An 18,180-nucleotide genomic window follows, 5' to 3' on the forward strand; every position below is an offset into this window, starting at 1 on the left:
ACAAGCATAAGATCGATAATATACATTATGTAAAGCGCGCGGGAGTGCGGCGGGGCTTATCGGGCTAAGTCAGGCGTCCGGAGCAGCATCGCCGCGGCTGCGGCGCGTGGTTCCACGGCGCTCTCCGTCTGGCTCCGCGATCGCGCCGCCATTCGCATCTCGACGGGGTTCCAGGATCAGCGTGTTGTTCTCGACGCGCCAGCTATGCAGCCGCGACAGGAAGTTCATGCCCAGCACGTCGAGCTCTCCGAAGTTCTCCGAGATCACCACGCCGAGATCCTCCGTATTCAGTGGGCCGATCGAGAGCTTCTGTATTCGCCCGCGCTGTGCCGCCACGGTGCCGTTGGCGGTCTCGATCATCACCGGAATGCCAACGCCGGGTTCGACGTCGGCAGCAGCCGCAGTGTCCGCCGAGATCGCCGTGATCGTGGCGCCGCTATCGATCAGCATGCGGCGTCGCACCCCGTTGATGGTGACGCGTGCCCAAAAATGCCCATCGGGGCTCATGCGGATGCGGACCGTGTCTCCATCGACCTTCTGATCTTCGATGCCCAGCCGTTCGGTCGCCTGGGTCCATAGCGCCGCCAGTTCGGTGCGGTGTGCGACGGCGAGCACCGCGATCAGAATGATGAGCGCCCAGGAGACGAGCGAGCGCAGGATGAGACCGAAGCTCAGCCGCCGCGCGCTGAGGGCGCTCAACACGAGTACAAGGCCGCCGATCAGCCAGAGTGCGTTGATATCGTCCCAACCATTCACGCAACGATCTCCAGGCCGTCATAGCCTGGCTCGACCCCATGCGGCAGCTCAGCGGCAAGGCTCATATAGTCCATGGAATGGTCCATATGAACCAGCACAGAGCGCGCGGGTGCCAACTCCCCTATCCAGCCGAGCGCTTCGGACAGATGGGGGTGCGTCGGGTGCGGCGCCCGGCGCAACGCATCGACGATCCACACATCTACTCCAGCATAGAGCGTGCGCATCGGCTTCGTCATCTCGTGGAAGTCCGTGGCGTATCCCATTGATTTCTCGAGATGATCGAAGCGCAGTCCGGCGGAAAAGATGTTGCCGTGCGGTTGATCGGTGGCCGCGATGCGAATGTCACCGATCGTAAGCGTGTCCGGTAAGTCCTCGATGGCCACGGTAGGCGGATAGCCGGCGCGGCCGTGGAAGGCATAGGCGAACTTGGCCTCCAGCTGCGCGCGGGTGGGCGGCCGCGCCAGGCCGCGGACTGGGGTCCCGCCGCGCAGGTGCATGATTTGGCGAAGGTCGTCGATGCCGTGCGTATGATCCGCGTGGTCGTGGGTCCAGATCACCGCGTCGATGTCGCCGACGTCTGCAGCAAGCAGCTGCGCGCGCATGTCGGGACTCGTGTCGATCAGGATCGTGGTTGTGTCGGTGGAGACGAGCGCGGAGGAGCGGCTACGGCGGTTGCGCGGATCGTGGGGGTCACAGGCGCCCCAGTCATTGCCAATGCGAGGAACGCCCGAGGAGGTTCCGGAACCAAGAAGCCGTATCTTCAGCATATTAGCCTGGAAACTTCATTGTTACTTTGCGAGGACAGTAAACACCAAGCGCGCGCTTCAGGACCGGGTCTTGGCGAAGAGCTGGTGGAAATTCTCGCGGGTGGTTTCGGCCAGAGCTTCGGGATCTTCCCCGCGCAACTTGGCCAGGAAGCGGCAGGTGTCGGCGACAAAGGCGGGTTCACCCGGCCTGCCGCGGTGAGGCACCGGGGCGAGGAATGGCGCGTCGGTTTCGATCAGCAACCGGTCGAGCGGCAGGCGCTTCGCGGTGTCCTGAAGATCGCGGGCGTTCTTGAAGGTCACGATACCCGAAATGGAAATGTAGAAGCCGAGTTCCAGGGCAATGTCGGCGAACGCACCACTGGCGGTGAAACAATGGATCACGCCAGGGAAGGCGCCCTTCCCCATCTCTTCACGCAGGATTGCGGCGGTATCCTCTTCCGCGTCGCGGGTGTGGACGATGATCGGCAACTGGGTCTCGCGGCACGCGGCGAGATGGGCGCGGAAGCTGCTCTGCTGGCGTGCACGGTCGCTGTGGTCGTAATAATAATCGAGCCCGCTTTCGCCGATGCCGACGACGCGCGGATGCCGCGTCCGCTCGACCAGCTTGGCGGTATCGACATGGGCGTGCTGGTCGGCTTCGTGCGGGTGGATGCCGACGGTGGCCCAGACATCCGGCTCGCGCTCGGCGACGGCGATGACGTCATCCCATTCGCGCTCGCGCGTCGAGATGTTGAGCATCGCGGTGACCCCGCTTTCGCGAGCGCGGGCAATCACCTGGGGCTGTTCTTCGACAAGGCCCTTATAGTTCAAATGGCAATGGCTGTCGGCTAACCTCACGCGCCCTCCGTCTGCTGGAGCTCCAGCCTGGGGAAGATGGGGGTCGGCGGCGCGATGCGGAAGGCGTCGTCATCCTGCGACGGCAGTTGCGCGAGCAGCTTCGCCGCGGAACCGGGGATCACCGGCTGGATCGTGGTCGCCAAGTGGCGGATGCCGCGTATCAAGGTGCGCAGCACCGCGCGCATGCGATCCGGGTCGGTCTTGCGAAGGGTCCAGGGTGCCTGTGCGTCGATATACTGGTTGCAGGCAAACACGCCGACCATCCACGCCTCGAGCGCCTGACTGAGCGCAAGATCCTCGAACGCGGCATTGAAGGCGGCGCAGGCGGTATCAACCTCAGTCAGAAGAACGGCGTCCGCTTCCTCGCTCCTCCCCTGCTCGACCTCGCCTTCGCAGTTCTTGGCGATGAAGGCGAGCGTGCGCTGGGCCAGATTGCCGAAGCTGTTGGAGAGATCGGCGTTGGCGCGCGTGACGATCGCTTCGTCGCTGAAGGTGCCGTCATTGCCGAAGCTGACATCGCGCAGCAAGAAATAGCGGAGCGCGTCGACGCCATAGAGCGTGGCGAGCTGCATCGGATCGACGACGTTGCCGACCGACTTCGACATCTTTTCCCCGCGGTTGAGCAGGAAGCCGTGGCCGAACACCTGCTTGGGCAGCGGCAGGTTCGCGGACATCAGGAAAGCGGGCCAGTACACCGCGTGAAAGCGGACGATGTCCTTGCCGATCAGGTGGATGTCAGCGGGCCAGAACTGGGCGAAGCGTTCCGGATCGTGCGGGTAGCCTGCGCCGGTGATGTAGTTGGTCAGCGCGTCTACCCAGACGTACATGACGTGATTGGGGCTGCCCGGTACCGGCACGCCCCAATCGAAGCTGGTGCGGCTGACGGACAGGTCGACGAGCCCGCCTTCGACAAAGCGAAGGATCTCGTTTCGGCGCGAGTCCGGACGGATGAAGTCGGGGTTGGCGGCGTAGAAATCGAGCAGCGGCTGCTGATATTTGGACAGGCGGAAGAACCAGGTCTCCTCTGCAGTCCACTCAACTGGGGTGCCCTGGGGTGAGAGCTTCTGCCCCCCTTCCCCTTCGGTCAGTTCCTTTTCCTCGTAAAAGGCTTCGTCGCGCAACGAGTACCAGCCTTCGTAGCGGTCCAGGTACAAGTCGCCGGCATCGGCCATTGCTTGCCAGATCGCCTGCGAGGCGGCGTAATGCTCGGGCTCGGAAGTCCGGATGAAGCGATCGTAGGAAATATCCAGACCGTCGGCCATCTCGCGGAAATAGCTGGACATTTCATCGGCAAGCTCGCGCGCTTCGAGGCCGCGGGCACGGGCGGTCTGGACCATCTTGAGGCCGTGCTCGTCGGTGCCGGTCTGGAAGAACACGTCGCGGCCATGCTGGCGCTGGAAGCGGGCGATCGCGTCGGCGGCGATCATCTCATAGGCATGGCCGATGTGCGGGCGGCCATTGGGATAGTGGATCGCGGTGCTGATGTAGAATGGGTTGGGCATGGAGGGGGCTTTAAGGGGAAGCTTGCCACCTGTCATCGGGTCTAGTGCACCGCGTGCGCTATCGCCTGGCCAATTGGGCGAGCAAGCCGCTCATCTCGAACACCGTGGCGCCGGCGTCCAGCGAGAGACCGCGGGCCGCGCCGGCCAACTCGTAGCTGGCGGTGTAGGTGTCCAGGGCGATGCGGAGAGGCTCACCCGTCAAGGTCTTGGCGTGAGCGGCGATAAAGCTTGGAACGCGGTCGAGGAACGCCTCGTATCGAGGTTGCGCTGCCTTGGCGCCGAGAAGCTTGGCCAGGCGGCCGCGGATCGCGTTTGAGGGATCTCCCGTCTCTGCCAGGCGCGTCATCTCCGCTTCCAACGCGGCAAGGTCAAGGCCGGCGAAACCCAGCGCGCGACCCGGCGAACCTTCGCCAGCGCGGACCAGCGCGTCGATCTCGTCCGGCGTGGCGTCGGGGAGTTCCTGCCGGAGGATGTGCGTTACGTCACCGCCTTCCAGCGGTTCGAACCGGAGCAGGCGGCAGCGCGAGCGGATGGTCGGGAGCAACCGGCCGGGGGCGTGGCTGACCAGCAGGAAGATGGTGCCCTGCGGGGGTTCCTCCAGGTTCTTGAGGAGCGCGTTGGCGCCGCCACGCTCCAGATCGTCGATCGCATCGATCACGACGACACGCCGGGGCGACAGTGCCGGCTTGGTGGCGAACAGCGGCTGAAGGGTGCGGACCTGGGCGATCGTGATCGAGCGGGCAAGCGCTTCGTCCGGCTTGTCGGGATCCTTGGGCAGCCGGGTGAGCGCGCGAAAATCCGGATGAGCGCCCGACGCGAGCAGATGGGCGGTCTGCGTATTTTCAGGCACGTTCCAGCCGGGGGCGAGTTTGTGCGGCTCCAGCGCCTCGGCGAGCATGCGCGCTGCTGCAATGCGCGCGAAGCTGCCCTTCCCCACGCCTTCCGGTCCGGCGATCAGCCAGGCATGGTGAAGCGCACCGCTTGCCATGGCAGCGGCGAGCGCGTCGCGGGCGGACTGGTTGCCGAGGAGCATGATGGGCTTGTACGCCTGCCCGTCATCCCCGCGAAGCGGCGACGACGGGCAAAGCGGTCAGGCGAACAGCGACCAGAGGCCGTTCCAGGCCCGGCGGAAGAAACCGGCTTCGGTCACTTCCTTCTCCGCGACCAGCGGCAGCGTCTGGGTGGGCATTCCGGGAGTCTCGACCACCAGATCGGCGATGTGGGCACCGGCCTTGATCGGCGCCTTGACCGGGCCCTGATAGACGATCTTGCCCTGCATCTGCGGAGACGTGCCGGCTGGGACGGTGGCGTTCAAGTCGCGCGGCGCTATAACGCCTACCTGCATATCGCTGCCGCCCTGGACCTCGACATCGCCGATCTTGCGGCCCTTGGCAGCGATCGGCCGGGCCTTCCACGAGCGGAAGCCCCAGTTCATGAAGCGAACCGACTCATCGGCACGTCCGCTATAGCTGTCGAGCCCGGCGACGACCATGACGAGGCGACGACCGCCCTGCTCGGCCGAACCGGTGAAACCATAGCCGGCTTCGTCGGTGTGGCCGGTCTTGAGGCCATCCGCGCCCTCGACGCGGCCGAGCAACGGATCCCGGTTGCCCTGGCTGATCGCCGCACCGGCACCCAGCGTCTTGCCCCAGGTGAAGCTCGGCAGCGAATAGAACTGCTTGTAAAGGTCCGGGTGCTCCTTGATCGTCGCGGAGGCGAGATGGGCAAGGTCGCGCGCGGTGACATAGGTGCGGCCTTCGTCCGGCCAGCCGTTGGAATTCCCGAAGTGGCTGTTGGCGAGGCCGATACGCTGCGCCTGCTGGTTCATGAGGTTGGCGAACGCCTCTTCGGTGCCGGCAATACCCTCGGCCAGCACGACGCAGGCGTCGTTACCCGACAGCGTCACGATCCCCTTGAGCAGATCGGAAACGGTCGGCTTCTCCCCGACCGCCAGGAACATCGTCGAGCCCTGCGAATGCCACTTCTTCCAAGTCTCTGGACGGACTTCGATCTGCTGGTCGAGCTTGATCTCGCCCTTCTTGATCAGGTCGAACGCGACATAGACCGTCATCATCTTGGCCATGGAGGCCGGAGGAATGCGGCGGTCGGCATCCTTGGCGTAGAGCACGGCACCGGAGGACAGGTCCTCCATGTACGCGATCGGTGCAGGCGTGTCGAAGGGCGGGTTCGCGGCTGTTGTCGGGTAGGCGACAGCGAGTGCGAGGAGCGAGGCGGCGGCGAGCTTCTTCATGGGTGTACGGGTCCCCCCGGGGTACGAAAACTAGTTGGCGGCGATGACGCGCGCGTCCTTGTGACCCGCGCGGGCGGCCCTGCCACGTGCCGCCTCGGCCTGCGCTTGCGTGGCGAAGGGACCGAGCTGCACGCGGTGGAGCCCTCCACCCTGCTTTACGAAGCCGCCCACCGATCGCGCAAGCGCTTGTGCATTGCCGGCGGAGGAAAGTGCGGCGACCTGCACGAGGTAGCGGCCTTTCGCGGCCAGGGGACGCGGCGTTGCCGGTGTTGGGCGCGGAGCGGCGGGTGATGGGCGCGCCGGGACGACCCCGCGGATCGGCGCTGCGGCGACGGCACCCGGCAGGCGCTTGCGAAGGGCGTTGAGAAGCACGGGCGGCGCATCGGCACGCGCGCCGGTCGCACTCCCTGTGCGAAGCGCGGCCATGTCGGCCGCGGACGGCGTCACGGTGCGCAGGCGCACAGGAATGCGCTGGCCCTCTGCGTAGCCCAGCTGAGTGGCAGCGCCCGCGGAAAGATCGATCGGATGATTCGCGCCCGCCGGCATCTGACCCGTGACGAGAACGAGGATCGTACGGCCCGTGTCCAGCGATGTCACCTCAAGCGCCGTGCCGGAAGGCAGGGAGCGATGCACCGCAACCGAAGCGGCATCCGCAGCCCCGCCGCCAGCCACCGCGCGAGAACCGGCAAAACCGACTTCATCATAGCGCATTTCACCAGGACGAAGGCGGGAAGAGCCACTGGGTCCCTCTCCTGCCGGTGGCGCCAAGGCCGGGTCTCCATCCATGTTCGCAGGCGCGCCGCGTGGATAGTCTATTTCAGGAGTGCTCTGGCGCTCCGTGTTCCCCGTCGCGGCTTGCGCCATGCCATTGGTGGCAGTGACAAGCACGGCCACCAGGGTAGCGGCGTTAGCGTTCCACTTCATCGGCGAGCAGTCCTACCGACAGGGCGTAAAAGTTCGAGCAGTTATAATCGAGGATGACCCGGTAGTTGCCGGTAAGCAAGTACGCGGTGCTGCCAGGCCCATCGGGCTCGAGCAGAGTGGCCTGGACCGTGTCGGCGGGCCATCCCCTGCCCTGAGGTACGATGCCAAGTGCGCGCCACTCCGCCATCGTCTTCCAGCGGCTGTGACGCTCGTGCACCCTGGGGCAGCGAGGGGACGCCGTGCGGTTGACGAGCGTCCCGCGATCGAGAGTGGATGGCACGGTGACCGCAAATCCCCATGGCTGACCAGCGCGCCATCCGGCGTTGACGAAATAGGCCGCTATCGAGGTCAGGGTATCCGCCTCGCTGGACCAGATATCCGCCAGGCCGTCGCCGTCGCCGTCGCGAGCCAACCGAAGATAGACGCTCGGCAGAAACTGGGGGCCGCCGAAGGCGCCCGCCCAGCTCCCGACCAGCTTGGAGCGAGGCACCCCCCGGTCGATCATCTTCAGAGTCGCTGTGAACTCCGTGGAGAACAGCTCCCGGCGGCGGCCTTCATAGGCAAGACTGGCCAGCGCGCGAGGAAGATCGAAGCCCCCCATGACTCGGCCGTAATTGGTCTCGTGCCCCCAGATCGCAACCATTATCGATTCAGGAACGCCGGTCTCCTGCTCGATGCGCGCGAGACGGCTGCGCTGGCGCTGATACGCCACGCGACCCTGCGATATCCGCGCAGCATCGACATGCCGGAGGCGATAGGGGGCGAAGGGCGGGATCGGCGCGTCGGGGCCACTTTCCGGCTGCTGTCGGTCAAGCTCGACCACCCGCGGGTTGAAGGTGAGCATCGGGATCACCGAATCGATCGTGCGGCGCGTAACCCCCTGCGCTTCGGCCTGACGCGCGAGCGTCTGGAGATAGACCTGGAACCCCGCTTCGTCCTGGACCGGTGCCGGCGTGCTCGGCACGCTTGCCACCAGGCTCAGAGCCAAAGCCGAAGAACTGCCGAACGCGCCAAACCAACCCAACATGGCCGCGTGTGTGGCACACCATCCTGCCATGCCGAAACCCCTTGTGGCGCAGCCTGCCAACAAATTGTGGCGGCGCGGCGCAGAAACGGCTAGCGGGACGGGCAAGGAGAGGTGGCCGAGTGGTTTAAGGCAGCGGTCTTGAAAACCGCCGTGGGTGGAAGCTCACCGTGGGTTCGAATCCCACCCCCTCCGCCACTATGCGCCCTTGGCGCAGATCCGACACACTGCCTCTCCTGCCGCAGCGCTCAGTTGCGAAACAGCGGGAACGGAAGCAGCGGCGCCTGCTGATCCGACCGAATGCGGTGCAACTTGCTGGCCCGCAACGACAGCTCCTGTGCATCGGCAAGGCTCTTGGTGCGCTGTGCAGAATCGTCCAGGTCCTGTGCCGACAATCGCTTGGCCACTTCGACTTCTCCGCGGTGTGGGATACCGTCTTAGCCCTCTGATATGACGAGGAAATTACATAGGATATTACGTCCTACAAAGCGGGCGACCGGACGTGCCGCTTGACTAGCTACCCCAGCGGGCTAGTCGGCGGCATCTGCCTTCGCTTGCATCCTGCATGCGACCATCGGCACCCTCAATGCGTTGGACCCATCATGCCGAAGACAGCCACCGAACTGATGCAGGATATCCTGTTTTCCGCTTTTCTCGATTCGGTGGACGCGTTGAAGGCGGGATCGAACGGCCTGCCGAACCTGCTGGTGCGCGAACTGAACGGCATTCACCGCAACACGACCTTTGCGGACCTTCCCAAGGAAGTGCAGGACGCGATCACCACCAATGTGCGCGGCGCGTTCACGAAGCTGCTGAAGGAAGGCTATTCGGTCGGTCTTGCCAGCGCCGCGCGTCCTGCGCCTGTTCAGCGCGTCGGCGAGGGGCGATCGCCGCCCCGAGATCGCCCCCGTCGCCCCGATGGGCCGAAGCCGCGACGGCCGGACGGCCCGAAGGGCCCGGGCAATCGCCCCAAACCGCGCGATTGAACGGCTGACTGCCGTGCAGCTCGACGATCAGATGGTGCGGTACTTCGGCACGGCCGACCTTGCACAGCTACCCCCCGCTGCTTTGCAAGCAGGGATCGAGCGGATGGGTGTCGAACTCGGTCTCGAAACCGATCGCGGGCGCAGGTTCGCGCTCTGGTCGTTGATGTTCATGCTGGGTGCCGCCCCTGCGCTTGATGTGGCGTTCGAGGATGCTGCTGATCGCGACGCCGCACGCGATTTCATGGAACTGGTCGAGAACACCGACGCACCCATGTGAGCAGTGGTTAGGACTTGGGCACCGCCTGCCACACGATGGCCGCTACGCCGCCGCCGCCGACACTGAAGGCAGGACTTTCCGCCTCACCGTCGATGCGCAGCGTCAGCATCGTGCCCAAGGCGCTGCGCCGGAAACGGGGTTTGCGGTAGTCGGAGAGCGTTTCGCGGACCGCATAGCGGCCGCCATCGCCTGCGGTGATCTCACTCAACTTAAGGACCTGCGCCTGTTCGTCGTTATCGATGGCGGCCAGGTCATATCGCCGGGCCGACCTGTGGCTGATCGGCGCCGACACAATTGAGCGGATCCTAAGCGCTTCGAGCTTGCGGGTATCAACAGGGAGCGAGAAGCGCTCGAACGAGGGTTTGGCGGGCAGACCACGCCGCACGTCCGAAAGCGGACCTGCGGAGCGGGCCATCAGACCGTTCGCCGACGCGACTTTGTCGCCCGGACGATCACCAGCCATAGCCGGCGATCCGAACGCCAGCGATACCGCACAGACGAATATGCACTTGGTCATCACCATTCCCCTCGGTGAGGATCTCGATGATGACCGAATTGCGGCGGTTACACAAGCATCCACACGCATCGCTAAGCGATCGCCGGAGAACAAGAAAAAACCCGCACCGTGCTCCGTCGATCGCCGACGCACGCACGATGCGGGTTTCTGCAAACTGCAAAGGCTGCCGTGGCAGCCCGCAGATTACTTCTTGCCGAGCGACAGACCGCCAAAGCGCTTGTTGAAGCGTGCGACCTGGCCACCCTGGTCGAGCATCTGGCCGCGGCCACCGATCCAGGCCGGGTGCGCCAAAGGATCGATGTCGAGCGTCATCAGATCGCCTTCCTTGCCCCAGGTCGAGCGCGTCTCGAACACAGTGCCGTCGGTCATCTGGACCTTGATCATGTGGTAGTCGGGGTGCGTGTCGTTCTTCACGTGTGAATTCCTTGATGAAGCCGCCGGTTTCCGACCGGCAGCGGACGCGGGCGGTTAGCAGAGAGCCGTCGCATGCGCAACCTGCCCCCGCCCCCGACTAGATCACTTGGGAGGGTCGGCGATCATCGCGGTGAACTCGCACTCTGTGGCGAGATCACCTTCGACATACGCTTTGCCAGCGAACTTGCAGACGCGCGCACGCTTCTGAACGAAGCTCACTTCGAGCCGAAGCAGCACGCCCGGCACGACCGGCTTGCGGAATTTCACGCCATCTATGGACATGAAATAGACAAGCTTTCCCGAACCCGAAAGCTGCAGGCTTTCCACCGCGAGCACCCCGGCCGCCTGGGCGAGCGCCTCCACCTGGAGGACGCCCGGCATGATCGGACGGCCAGGAAAATGGCCCTGGAAAAAGCCTTCGTTCATGCTGACGGCCTTGATCGCGACGATCCGCTCATCGAGGACGAGCTCCTCGACGCGATCCACCAGCAGCATGGGATAACGGTGCGGAAGCGCCGCCATGACCCGCTCTATGTCGAGCGGGCCGATGTTGGTGCCTCCGACAGTATCCGTCTCGCTCACCGAGGCTCAGCCGGCTTCGGCGTGGCGGTTGCGGGAGCCGCTGGCGTACCGGCGGGACGCGCTGCTGCGCCCTGCTGCTGCGCCTGCTGATAGGCGCGGATCTGCGCGGCCTGGGCGATCTGCTGCTGGATCGCCAGGGTCTCACGCGAAGGCTGCCAGTTGGCGGGCGGCTGGATGCTCACGCTTGCGGTGGTCTTGTCGATTTCCGCGGTGATCGCGCTGCTGATGTCGGCCGAGTCAGGCGCGTACTGGAACACCTCGGGGGAGAGCACGACCGAGATCTTGCGGGCGTTGACGACGCGCATCATCGCCGGCTCGTACTGGCGCAGCACGGACTCGATGGCGAACAGCTCGGCGCGGGCGGCCGGATTGCTCAGGCGCGACAGATCGTTCTGTGCGTTGGTCTGCGCGGTGCGGATCCGCTCGATCGCCGGGTTCTTCGCGGTCTGCGCCGCGGTCAGCTCAGCGTCGCTGACATTGCCGTCCTTGTTGGTGTCGAGCTGCGTGATCAGCGGCTTGATCTCGGTGTCGAGTGCCTGGCGACGCGTCTGCATCTGATCGAACGCCGACTTGTAGGTCGTCGAGATCTGCTGGTGCGCCGCCGTCAGCGCCTTGGAATTGGCAACGACGAAGGTCGGGTTTGCCGAGGCGATGCCCGAAACCTGGGCCTGCGCCGGAGCGGCGATCGCGAGCGTCGCCGGAGCGGCGAGCATCGCGGCAAGGATGCGCTTGTTGGTGATCATCAGAACTGAGTCCCTACGTTGAAAGTGATAAGCTTGTTATCATCGCCTTCGTTCTTGAGCAGCGCCTTGGCGACGTCGATGCGCAAGGGGCCGAAGGGCGAATTCCAGTTGACGCCGAAGCCGACCGACAGGCGCGGACGCGCGGAGTCGCCGACATAGCGCTCGAAGAATGGCGTAGTAGGCACGTTGGCGATCGGATTGATCGACGTACCGACGCACGGCGCGCCTGCCGTCGCGGCATAGCCAACCTGACAGGTGGTCGTGACCGTCGTCACGCCGCCGGCGAAGTAGAGCTGGTTGTTGGCCGCGTCCTTGAGGAAGTTATCCTTGGGCAGCAGCGTCGGCGAACCGTCGCCGTTGAACAGCAGCTTGCCGGTAGCGTCCGTCGCCTGAGCGAACTCGATGGTCTTTTGCGGACGGGTGATGTTGAACAGGCTGCCCGCCATCACATAGATGGAGGGACGCAGGCCCAGTTCCTGTGCACCGGCGCCGAGCGGGATCTCCAGCTCGGCCTTGGTCAGGTAATACGCCTTGCCGCCGATCGCGTCGTCGATGATCTGGTCGCGGTCGTCCACCAGAAGCTGCGTCCCGGTAAGCGGATCGCCGGTGAAGCCGATGCGCTGCACGCGCGGACCCACGCCGCGGATGTCGAAGCCGCGGAACTGCGGCTCGCCCAGATAGAAGCGGTCGGTGATCCGGACCGGGTCGATGCCCTCGCCCCGGCTCTTCTCCAGGCTATGGATATAGCCACCCTCCGCCGAGAGCGAGAAGATGAAGTTGCCGCCGAGGTTCCAGTACTTGTCGCCATCGATGCGGGCCCGGGCATATTTGACGTCGCCACCGAGGCCGGCAAAGTCCGCGCCGAGCGTCAGGCGCTCACCGCGTGTCGGGCGCAGGCGGCTGTTGAGGCTATCGTAGATCAACGAAACGCCGACCAGCGACGTCAGGCGGTTGCCTACGGCCTCGCAATAATAGCGGCCAGCCCGGAGCGGGTCGCACTCGGAGATGCCGTCGCCGTCAATGTCGGAATAGAAGCTGCCCTTGTCGAGGGTCACGTCATCCTGCGCCAGCTGATAGCGGCCCGACAACGTCCAATATTCCGTCAGCGGCACGCCGGCGACGACCTGGAAGCCGGTCGAGACCTGGCTGTACGTCGTGCTGCGGTCGGAACCGATATAGTTGAACGCGTTATAGTCGCGGCGGAAGATCGTCCCGCCGAGCGCGACATTGCTGTCGAACAGATACGGCTCGGTGAAGCCCAGTTCGATCGACTTCGAATAGCTCGAATAGTCGACCGAGGCTGACACGGTCTGGCCCTTGCCGCGGAAGTTGCGCTGGCGGATCGAGGCCTGGAGAATGAACTGCTCGAGGCTCGAGAAGCCCGCAGACAGCGTCAGTTCGCCATTGGCCCGTTCCTCGACATTCGCGGCCAGCACGATGCGGTCCGGAGTCGAGCCTTCCTTGCGCTCGATCTCGAACTTGTCCTGGAAATAGCCCAGGCTGTTGATGCGATCCTGCGAGCGCTTCACCAGGAAGGTGTTGAACGCGTCGCCTTCAGCCACCCGCATTTCGCGGCGGATGACCTTGTCCTGGGTCTGACGGTTGCCGGTGATGTCGATCCGCTCGATGTACGTACGATTGGCTTCCGCGATGCGGAAGTTCATCGTCATCGTCAGGCTCTCACGGTCGCGCTGGAATTCGGGACGAACGTCGGCAAAGGCATAGCCGAACGCGCCGGCGGTTTCGCTGAGCTGCTCGACCGTGTCCTCGACCGCCTTGGCGTTGTACCACGCGCCTTCCTTGATCGAGAGCGCGGTGGCGAGCTTCTTGTCGTCGAAATCACGGATCGCGCTGTCGACGGTGACCGGGCCGAACTTATAGCGCGGACCTTCCTCGACCACATAAGTGATGATGAAGTCGCGCTTGTCGGGGGTAAGCTCCGCCACCGCCGAGATCACGCGGAAGTCGGCATAGCCGTTGGTCAGGTAGAACTGGCGCAGCTTCTGCTGGTCATAGGCCAAGCGATCCTGGTCGTACGATGTGTTCGAGCTGAGCAGGTTCTTCAGGCTGGACGTCTTGGTCGCCATCTCGCCGCGCAGCTGACCGTCCGAAAACACCTCGTTGCCGATGATGTTGATCTGGCGGACCTTGGACTTCGGACCCTCGTTGATCTCGAAGATCACGTCGACGCGGTTCTGGTCGAGGCTGACCATCTTGGGCTGGACGTTCGCTGCGAAGCGGCCCTGCCGGCGATAAAGCTCGACGATCCGGGCCACGTCCGCGCGAACCGCGGTGCGCGTGAAGATCTGGCGCGGCGCCAGCTTCACTTCCTTGAGGATCTTGTCGTTCTTCAGGCGCTTGTTGCCCTCAAACACGACACGGTTGATGACCGGATTTTCCTTGATGCGGATGATCAGGTCGCCAGTTACCGCACCGTCGATCTCGACGTCGGCGAGCAGGTCCGACGCGAGCAGGTCCTTGATGGCCTGATCGATCGTTTCGTTGGTGTAGCTCTCTCCTACCCTCAACCGGGTATAGGACAGCACCGTCTCGGATTCGATACGCTGCGAGCCCTCGACCCGAAGCGAGCGGACGGTACGTGCTTCCTGAGACGGCACCACGGGTGCAGCCGGTTGCTGCGCGGCAGGCGCAGCCTGCTGAGCAGCGGGTTGCGGTGCGGGCGCAGGACGGCGAGCGGCCTGGGCGTGTGCCGTTCCCGAGAGCATCGTGCCCGCGAGAAGCACCGCCACTGCGCGTGTGCCGAGATTACCAGTCTTGATATTCACATCCCACCCCAAGTCGGATTTCGAGAAATGCCGCTGCCCATGCGACGCCGGAACATACTGCCCCTGCCTTAACCGCTTCAGCCGATCAAGCCGGCCAAGTTTCGCCACAAGCCCAATGCTCCAAGATCATTCAACGTGACCAGCAGCATCGATGCCAGGATCGCGATCAGACCACCCCGGAAGGCCCATTCCATAACCTGCGGTTCGACCGGGCGACGGCGTACGGCTTCCACTGCATAGAACAGCAAATGCCCGCCATCCAGCACCGGCACTGGCAACAGGTTGATGAATCCGAGATTAATCGAGATGAGCGCGATCAGGAAAACGAATTCAGTAGGCCCCAACGCCAGCCGCTCGCCCGAAACCTGCGCGATCTTGAGCGGGCCACCGAGTTCCGCGACAGAGCGCCGGCCCGTGATGATCTGGCCGAGCCCGTCGAGCGTCATCTGGACTATGTCGCCCGTCATGCGCATGCCGACCAGCGGCGCTTCCAGGATGTTGACCGACTTCTGCACCGGATCGGCAGGCCCGATGCCGAGGCGGCCGATGCGGAACTCGTTGCCGAAACGATCGCGTTCCACCCGTACGCCGATGGTCGTATTCACCGAACGTGGTGCGCCACCGCGTTCATAGTCGATCTTCACCGCCTCGCCTGGGCGCAGCTGCGTGTACTTGACCATGTCGGCATAGGTATCGACCGAGCGGCCACCGAGCCCAGTGATGCGGTCCCCCGGCTGGATGCCCGCCTGAGCGGCGGCGCTGCCCGGCAGCAGGAAGCCGACCGTGCTGGGCGTGCGATTGTCGCCATATGCCAGCGCGAACGCCGAAAGAATGAGAATCGCGATCAGAAAATTGGCGATCGGGCCAGCGGCGACGATGATCGCACGCTGCCACAGCGGCTTGGCCTGGAAGGTCTGCGCGCGCTCATGCGCCGGGAGCGACAGCCATTCGGACGAAGGCTGCGACGCAGGGTTCATGTCGCCGGCGAAACGGACATAGCCACCGAGCGGCAACAAACAGAATTTCCACCGGGTACCGCGACGGTCGGTGATGCCGGCGAGCTCGCGGCCGAAGCCGATCGAGAACTCCTCGGCCTTCACACCGAACCAGCGGCCGGCGAGGTAATGTCCCATCTCGTGCAGGAATACGAGCGGCCCGATCACCAGCGCAAAGGCAAGGAGGGTGAGCAGGATGCCGGGCGATTCGATCAAACGACACAGTCCTTCACACGCTCGACCGCATAGCGGCGTGCCTCGGCGTCGATCGCAAGCACTGCGTCGAGCGTCTCCGGGGCAGCCGGATCGTAGCGGTCCAGCGTATCGGCAACGATTGCGGCAATTTCAAGAAATCCGACGCTGCCGGAAAGAAAGCCTGCCACGGCGACTTCGTTGGCGGCATTGAGCACTGCCGGACGCGCACCACCGGCAGCCAAAGCCTCGCGCGCGAGGCGTAATGCCGGGAATCGGACATAGTCCGGATCCTCGAACTCGAGCCGGCCGACGCGCGCAAGATCCAGCCGCTCACAGGGCGTCTCCATCCGCTCGGGCCAGGCGAGTGCATAGGCGATGGGGGTGCGCATATCGGGCGTGCCAAGCTGCGCCAACACCGACCCGTCGATATATTCGACCATCGAATGCACCACCGATTGGGCGTGAACCAGCACGTCCAGGCGGTCAGCCCCGACCGGAAACAAGTGGAACGCCTCGATCAGCTCGAGCCCCTTGTTCATCATCGTGGCGGAATCGACCGAGATCTTCGCACCCATCGACCAATTGGGATGCGCCACTGCCTGAGCCGGGGTGATACCGCGCATCGCTTCCAGCGGAGTTTGACGGAACGGACCACCACTGGCCGTGAGGATGATGCGGTGCACCGCTTTCGGTGCGCTACGATCGAGGCACTGGAATACGGCGTTGTGCTCGGAATCGACCGGCAGCAGCGTGGCTCCATGCGCATGCGCCGCAGCCATCATGACTGCGCCGGCAGACACCAGCGACTCCTTGTTGGCGAGCGCAACGGTTCCGCCCCCTTCAAGCGCGGCCATGACGGGCTTCAGTCCTGCCGTGCCGACGATTGCCGCCATGGTCCAGTCGGCGCCCATTCTCGCCGCGTCACACACCGCATCCGCTCCCCCCGCGGCAGCGATGCCGGTCCCGGCAAGTGCGTCGCGCAGCTGGTCCAGATAGCTGACGTCGGCGACGACGGCGCATCGCGCGTTGGTGCGGATGGCGGCAGCGGCCAGCTTCTCCACGTCGCTGTTGGCGGTCAGCGCGAGGACCTCGAACGCGTCGCCTGCACGCTCAATCAAGTCGAGCGTCGAACTGCCGACCGAGCCGGTAGCACCTAGGATAGTGATCTTTTTCATCAGGCGACCAAGAGCACCAGCAACGCGGCGATGGGCGCGGCGAACACCAGACCGTCAAGGCGATCGAGGACGCCGCCATGACCGGGAAGCAGGTTGCTCGAGTCCTTGACCCCGGCCTGGCGCTTCAAATAGCTTTCATACAAGTCGCCTGCCTGTGAAAACGCGCCGAGCACGGGCGTGGCAAGCGCGAGCGCAGCCGGCAGATCGAACAGCCGGACGAGCACGAACGCAAACACCGTCCCCGCGATCACTCCGCCGATGAAGCCGGCCCAGGTCTTGTTCGGGCTGATCCGCGGCGCAAGCTTGGGCCCGCCGATCGCACGGCCGGCGAAATAGGCGCCGGTGTCACAGGCCCAGACCAACGCCATTGCCCAGAATGTCAGAAGCAGCCCTTGCTCCGCTCGCTCGCGGAGCATCAGCAAGGCGAGAATGGGTAAACCGACATAAAGGATGCCGCCGGCCAAGCGCGGACGGCGCGTTACCGCCGCGACGAAGAAAGCCGCCCCTGTCAGCAGCCCCAGTGCGACGAAGCTGGGCCCGGCGGCAAGGTTCGGCGCCATCACCGCGAGCGGCGCCGACAGCGCATATTGCGCTATGCGGCGCTGACGCGGTGTAGCGCCAGTGAGCCCTGCCCACTCGCCCATCATGAGAATGCCGGCCACCGCCAGGATCAACCAAAAGCCGAGGCCGCCGGCCCAAAGCGCCAGCACCGCCAGGCCGATCAGCACGACACCGACCGCTGCCCGGGTGCCGAGCTCTGATGAAGTACGGCTCACAGGCCCCCGAACCGGCGCTGCCGCTTGCCGAATTGCTCGATCGCGGCGGCGAACGCGGCTTCGTCGAAGTCGGGCCACAGCGTATCGACGAAGAGCAACTCGGCATAGGCCGCCTGCCACAGCAGGAAATTTGAAAGCCGCTGCTCGCCTGAGGTGCGGATCATCAGGTCGAGGGGCGGTAGATCGGCAGTCTCCAAGCCTTCTTCGAAGCGCTGTTCGTCGATCGCCACCGGATCCAGCGTGCCTGCCTGGACCTGCTCGGCTAGGCGCCTGGCCGCCGACAGGATTTCGGCTTGGGCGCCGTAGTTGAGGGCAATCACCAGCGTCGGGCCGGGATTGTTGGCGGTTCGGGCGACCGCAGCGTCGATCATCGCTACCAGATCAGACTGGAGCCGGCGCCAGTCGCCGATGACGCGGAGCTTGACGCCCTCCAATATGAGCTCCTCGAGCTCGCTGGCCAGGAACTGGCGGAGCAAGCCCATCAGGTCGCGGACTTCATCCTCGGGACGGCGCCAATTTTCCGACGAGAAGGCGTAGAGCGTAAGTGCTTCGATACCAAGCTTGCGCGCCGCGCGGCTGATGCGCCGGACGGCTTCCACGCCTTGCCGATGTCCGGCAATCCGCGGCAGAAAACGCTTCTTCGCCCAGCGCCCGTTGCCGTCCATGATGATCG

Annotated in this window: 20 protein-coding genes and 1 tRNA gene; 3 read left to right on the forward strand and 18 right to left on the reverse strand. The window is 64.6% G+C overall.

The window, feature by feature from the left end; translation table 11 throughout:
- Positions 1 to 69: 69 nt before the first annotated feature.
- The 8 genes from LZ586_RS02630 to LZ586_RS02665 all read right to left on the reverse strand — a co-directional run bounded on the left by LZ586_RS02630 (position 70) and on the right by LZ586_RS02665 (position 8,064).
- Positions 70 to 756, reverse strand: coding sequence for a TIGR02281 family clan AA aspartic protease (locus LZ586_RS02630; protein WP_235078143.1), 687 nt, complete (start codon positions 754 to 756; stop codon positions 70 to 72).
- On the reverse strand, positions 753 to 1,523 hold the full coding sequence (locus LZ586_RS02635) for an MBL fold metallo-hydrolase (RefSeq protein WP_235078144.1): 771 nt from the start codon (positions 1,521 to 1,523) through the stop codon (positions 753 to 755). Before LZ586_RS02635 ends, LZ586_RS02630 begins: the two co-directional genes overlap by 4 nt.
- 57 nt (positions 1,524 to 1,580) lie before the next feature.
- Positions 1,581 to 2,360 (reverse strand): TatD family hydrolase, encoded by a 780-nt coding sequence (locus LZ586_RS02640; protein ID WP_235078145.1) that lies wholly within the window; start codon positions 2,358 to 2,360, stop codon positions 1,581 to 1,583.
- Positions 2,357 to 3,862: a methionine--tRNA ligase gene (gene metG / locus LZ586_RS02645; protein ID WP_235078146.1), complete on the reverse strand. Its 1,506-nt coding sequence runs from the start codon at positions 3,860 to 3,862 to the stop codon at positions 2,357 to 2,359. The genes LZ586_RS02640 and metG overlap by 4 nt, the downstream gene beginning before the upstream one ends.
- A 58-nt stretch (positions 3,863 to 3,920) precedes the next feature.
- Positions 3,921 to 4,895, reverse strand: a complete 975-nt coding sequence (locus tag LZ586_RS02650) for an AAA family ATPase (protein ID WP_235078147.1) — start codon at positions 4,893 to 4,895, stop codon at positions 3,921 to 3,923.
- A 57-nt stretch (positions 4,896 to 4,952) separates the two neighbouring features.
- Positions 4,953 to 6,113, reverse strand: coding sequence for a D-alanyl-D-alanine carboxypeptidase family protein (locus LZ586_RS02655; protein ID WP_235078148.1), 1,161 nt, complete (start codon positions 6,111 to 6,113; stop codon positions 4,953 to 4,955).
- 30 nt (positions 6,114 to 6,143) lie between these two features.
- Positions 6,144 to 6,710, reverse strand: a complete 567-nt coding sequence (locus LZ586_RS02660; RefSeq protein WP_235078149.1) for an SPOR domain-containing protein — start codon at positions 6,708 to 6,710, stop codon at positions 6,144 to 6,146.
- 310 nt (positions 6,711 to 7,020) lie between these two features.
- Positions 7,021 to 8,064 carry a lytic transglycosylase domain-containing protein gene (locus LZ586_RS02665; RefSeq protein WP_235078150.1) on the reverse strand — a complete coding sequence of 348 codons (1,044 nt, stop codon included), beginning with the start codon at positions 8,062 to 8,064 and terminating at the stop codon, positions 7,021 to 7,023.
- Positions 8,065 to 8,169: 105 nt separating this feature from the next.
- Between LZ586_RS02665 and LZ586_RS02670 the strand changes: the two genes are divergently transcribed.
- Positions 8,170 to 8,259, forward strand: a tRNA-Ser gene (locus LZ586_RS02670).
- 50 nt (positions 8,260 to 8,309) lie between these two features.
- On the opposite strand, the gene LZ586_RS02675 is transcribed toward LZ586_RS02670, so the two are convergent.
- Complete coding sequence (locus LZ586_RS02675) at positions 8,310 to 8,468, reverse strand: hypothetical protein (RefSeq protein ID WP_235078151.1); 159 nt, start codon at positions 8,466 to 8,468, stop codon at positions 8,310 to 8,312.
- A gap of 195 nt (positions 8,469 to 8,663) precedes the next feature.
- Here LZ586_RS02675 and LZ586_RS02680 point away from each other — a divergent pair, with 195 nt between their 5' ends.
- Both LZ586_RS02680 and LZ586_RS02685 read left to right on the forward strand, forming a co-directional pair.
- On the forward strand, positions 8,664 to 9,047 hold the full coding sequence (locus LZ586_RS02680; protein ID WP_235078152.1) for a hypothetical protein: 384 nt from the start codon (positions 8,664 to 8,666) through the stop codon (positions 9,045 to 9,047).
- 13 nt (positions 9,048 to 9,060) lie between these two features.
- A complete protein-coding gene (locus LZ586_RS02685; protein ID WP_235078153.1) occupies positions 9,061 to 9,324 on the forward strand; it encodes a hypothetical protein in 264 nt (87 codons plus the stop codon).
- A gap of 7 nt (positions 9,325 to 9,331) precedes the next feature.
- On the opposite strand, the gene LZ586_RS02690 is transcribed toward LZ586_RS02685, so the two are convergent.
- The 9 genes from LZ586_RS02690 to uppS all read right to left on the reverse strand — a co-directional run bounded on the left by LZ586_RS02690 (position 9,332) and on the right by uppS (position 18,172).
- Positions 9,332 to 9,847, reverse strand: coding sequence for a hypothetical protein (locus LZ586_RS02690; RefSeq protein WP_235078154.1), 516 nt, complete (start codon positions 9,845 to 9,847; stop codon positions 9,332 to 9,334).
- Between the two features lie 177 nt (positions 9,848 to 10,024).
- Entirely contained in the window at positions 10,025 to 10,255 is a 231-nt protein-coding gene (rpmE, locus tag LZ586_RS02695; protein WP_235078155.1) for a 50S ribosomal protein L31, read from the reverse strand.
- 102 nt (positions 10,256 to 10,357) lie between these two features.
- Complete coding sequence (gene fabZ / locus LZ586_RS02700; RefSeq protein WP_261346045.1) at positions 10,358 to 10,804, reverse strand: 3-hydroxyacyl-ACP dehydratase FabZ; 447 nt, start codon at positions 10,802 to 10,804, stop codon at positions 10,358 to 10,360.
- Between the two features lie 29 nt (positions 10,805 to 10,833).
- Complete coding sequence (locus tag LZ586_RS02705; protein WP_235078157.1) at positions 10,834 to 11,580, reverse strand: OmpH family outer membrane protein; 747 nt, start codon at positions 11,578 to 11,580, stop codon at positions 10,834 to 10,836.
- Positions 11,580 to 14,306, reverse strand: coding sequence for an outer membrane protein assembly factor BamA (bamA, locus tag LZ586_RS02710; RefSeq protein WP_235079712.1), 2,727 nt, complete (start codon positions 14,304 to 14,306; stop codon positions 11,580 to 11,582). The genes LZ586_RS02705 and bamA overlap by 1 nt, the downstream gene beginning before the upstream one ends.
- Before the next feature lie 137 nt (positions 14,307 to 14,443).
- The gene (locus LZ586_RS02715) at positions 14,444 to 15,577 is read right to left on the reverse strand and encodes a M50 family metallopeptidase (protein WP_235078158.1); all 1,134 of its coding nucleotides are present in this window, start codon (positions 15,575 to 15,577) and stop codon (positions 14,444 to 14,446) included.
- Positions 15,574 to 16,731, reverse strand: a complete 1,158-nt coding sequence (locus tag LZ586_RS02720) for a 1-deoxy-D-xylulose-5-phosphate reductoisomerase (RefSeq protein WP_235078159.1) — start codon at positions 16,729 to 16,731, stop codon at positions 15,574 to 15,576. The genes LZ586_RS02715 and LZ586_RS02720 overlap by 4 nt, the downstream gene beginning before the upstream one ends.
- On the reverse strand, positions 16,731 to 17,507 hold the full coding sequence (locus LZ586_RS02725; RefSeq protein WP_235078160.1) for a phosphatidate cytidylyltransferase: 777 nt from the start codon (positions 17,505 to 17,507) through the stop codon (positions 16,731 to 16,733). The genes LZ586_RS02720 and LZ586_RS02725 overlap by 1 nt, the downstream gene beginning before the upstream one ends.
- Positions 17,504 to 18,172: a polyprenyl diphosphate synthase gene (gene uppS / locus LZ586_RS02730; protein WP_235078161.1), complete on the reverse strand. Its 669-nt coding sequence runs from the start codon at positions 18,170 to 18,172 to the stop codon at positions 17,504 to 17,506. The genes LZ586_RS02725 and uppS overlap by 4 nt, the downstream gene beginning before the upstream one ends.
- Positions 18,173 to 18,180 lie beyond the last annotated feature (8 nt).

Origin of the sequence: Sphingomonas sp. S2-65, assembly GCF_021513175.1 — a bacterium.
Classification (GTDB): domain Bacteria; phylum Pseudomonadota; class Alphaproteobacteria; order Sphingomonadales; family Sphingomonadaceae; genus Sphingomonas.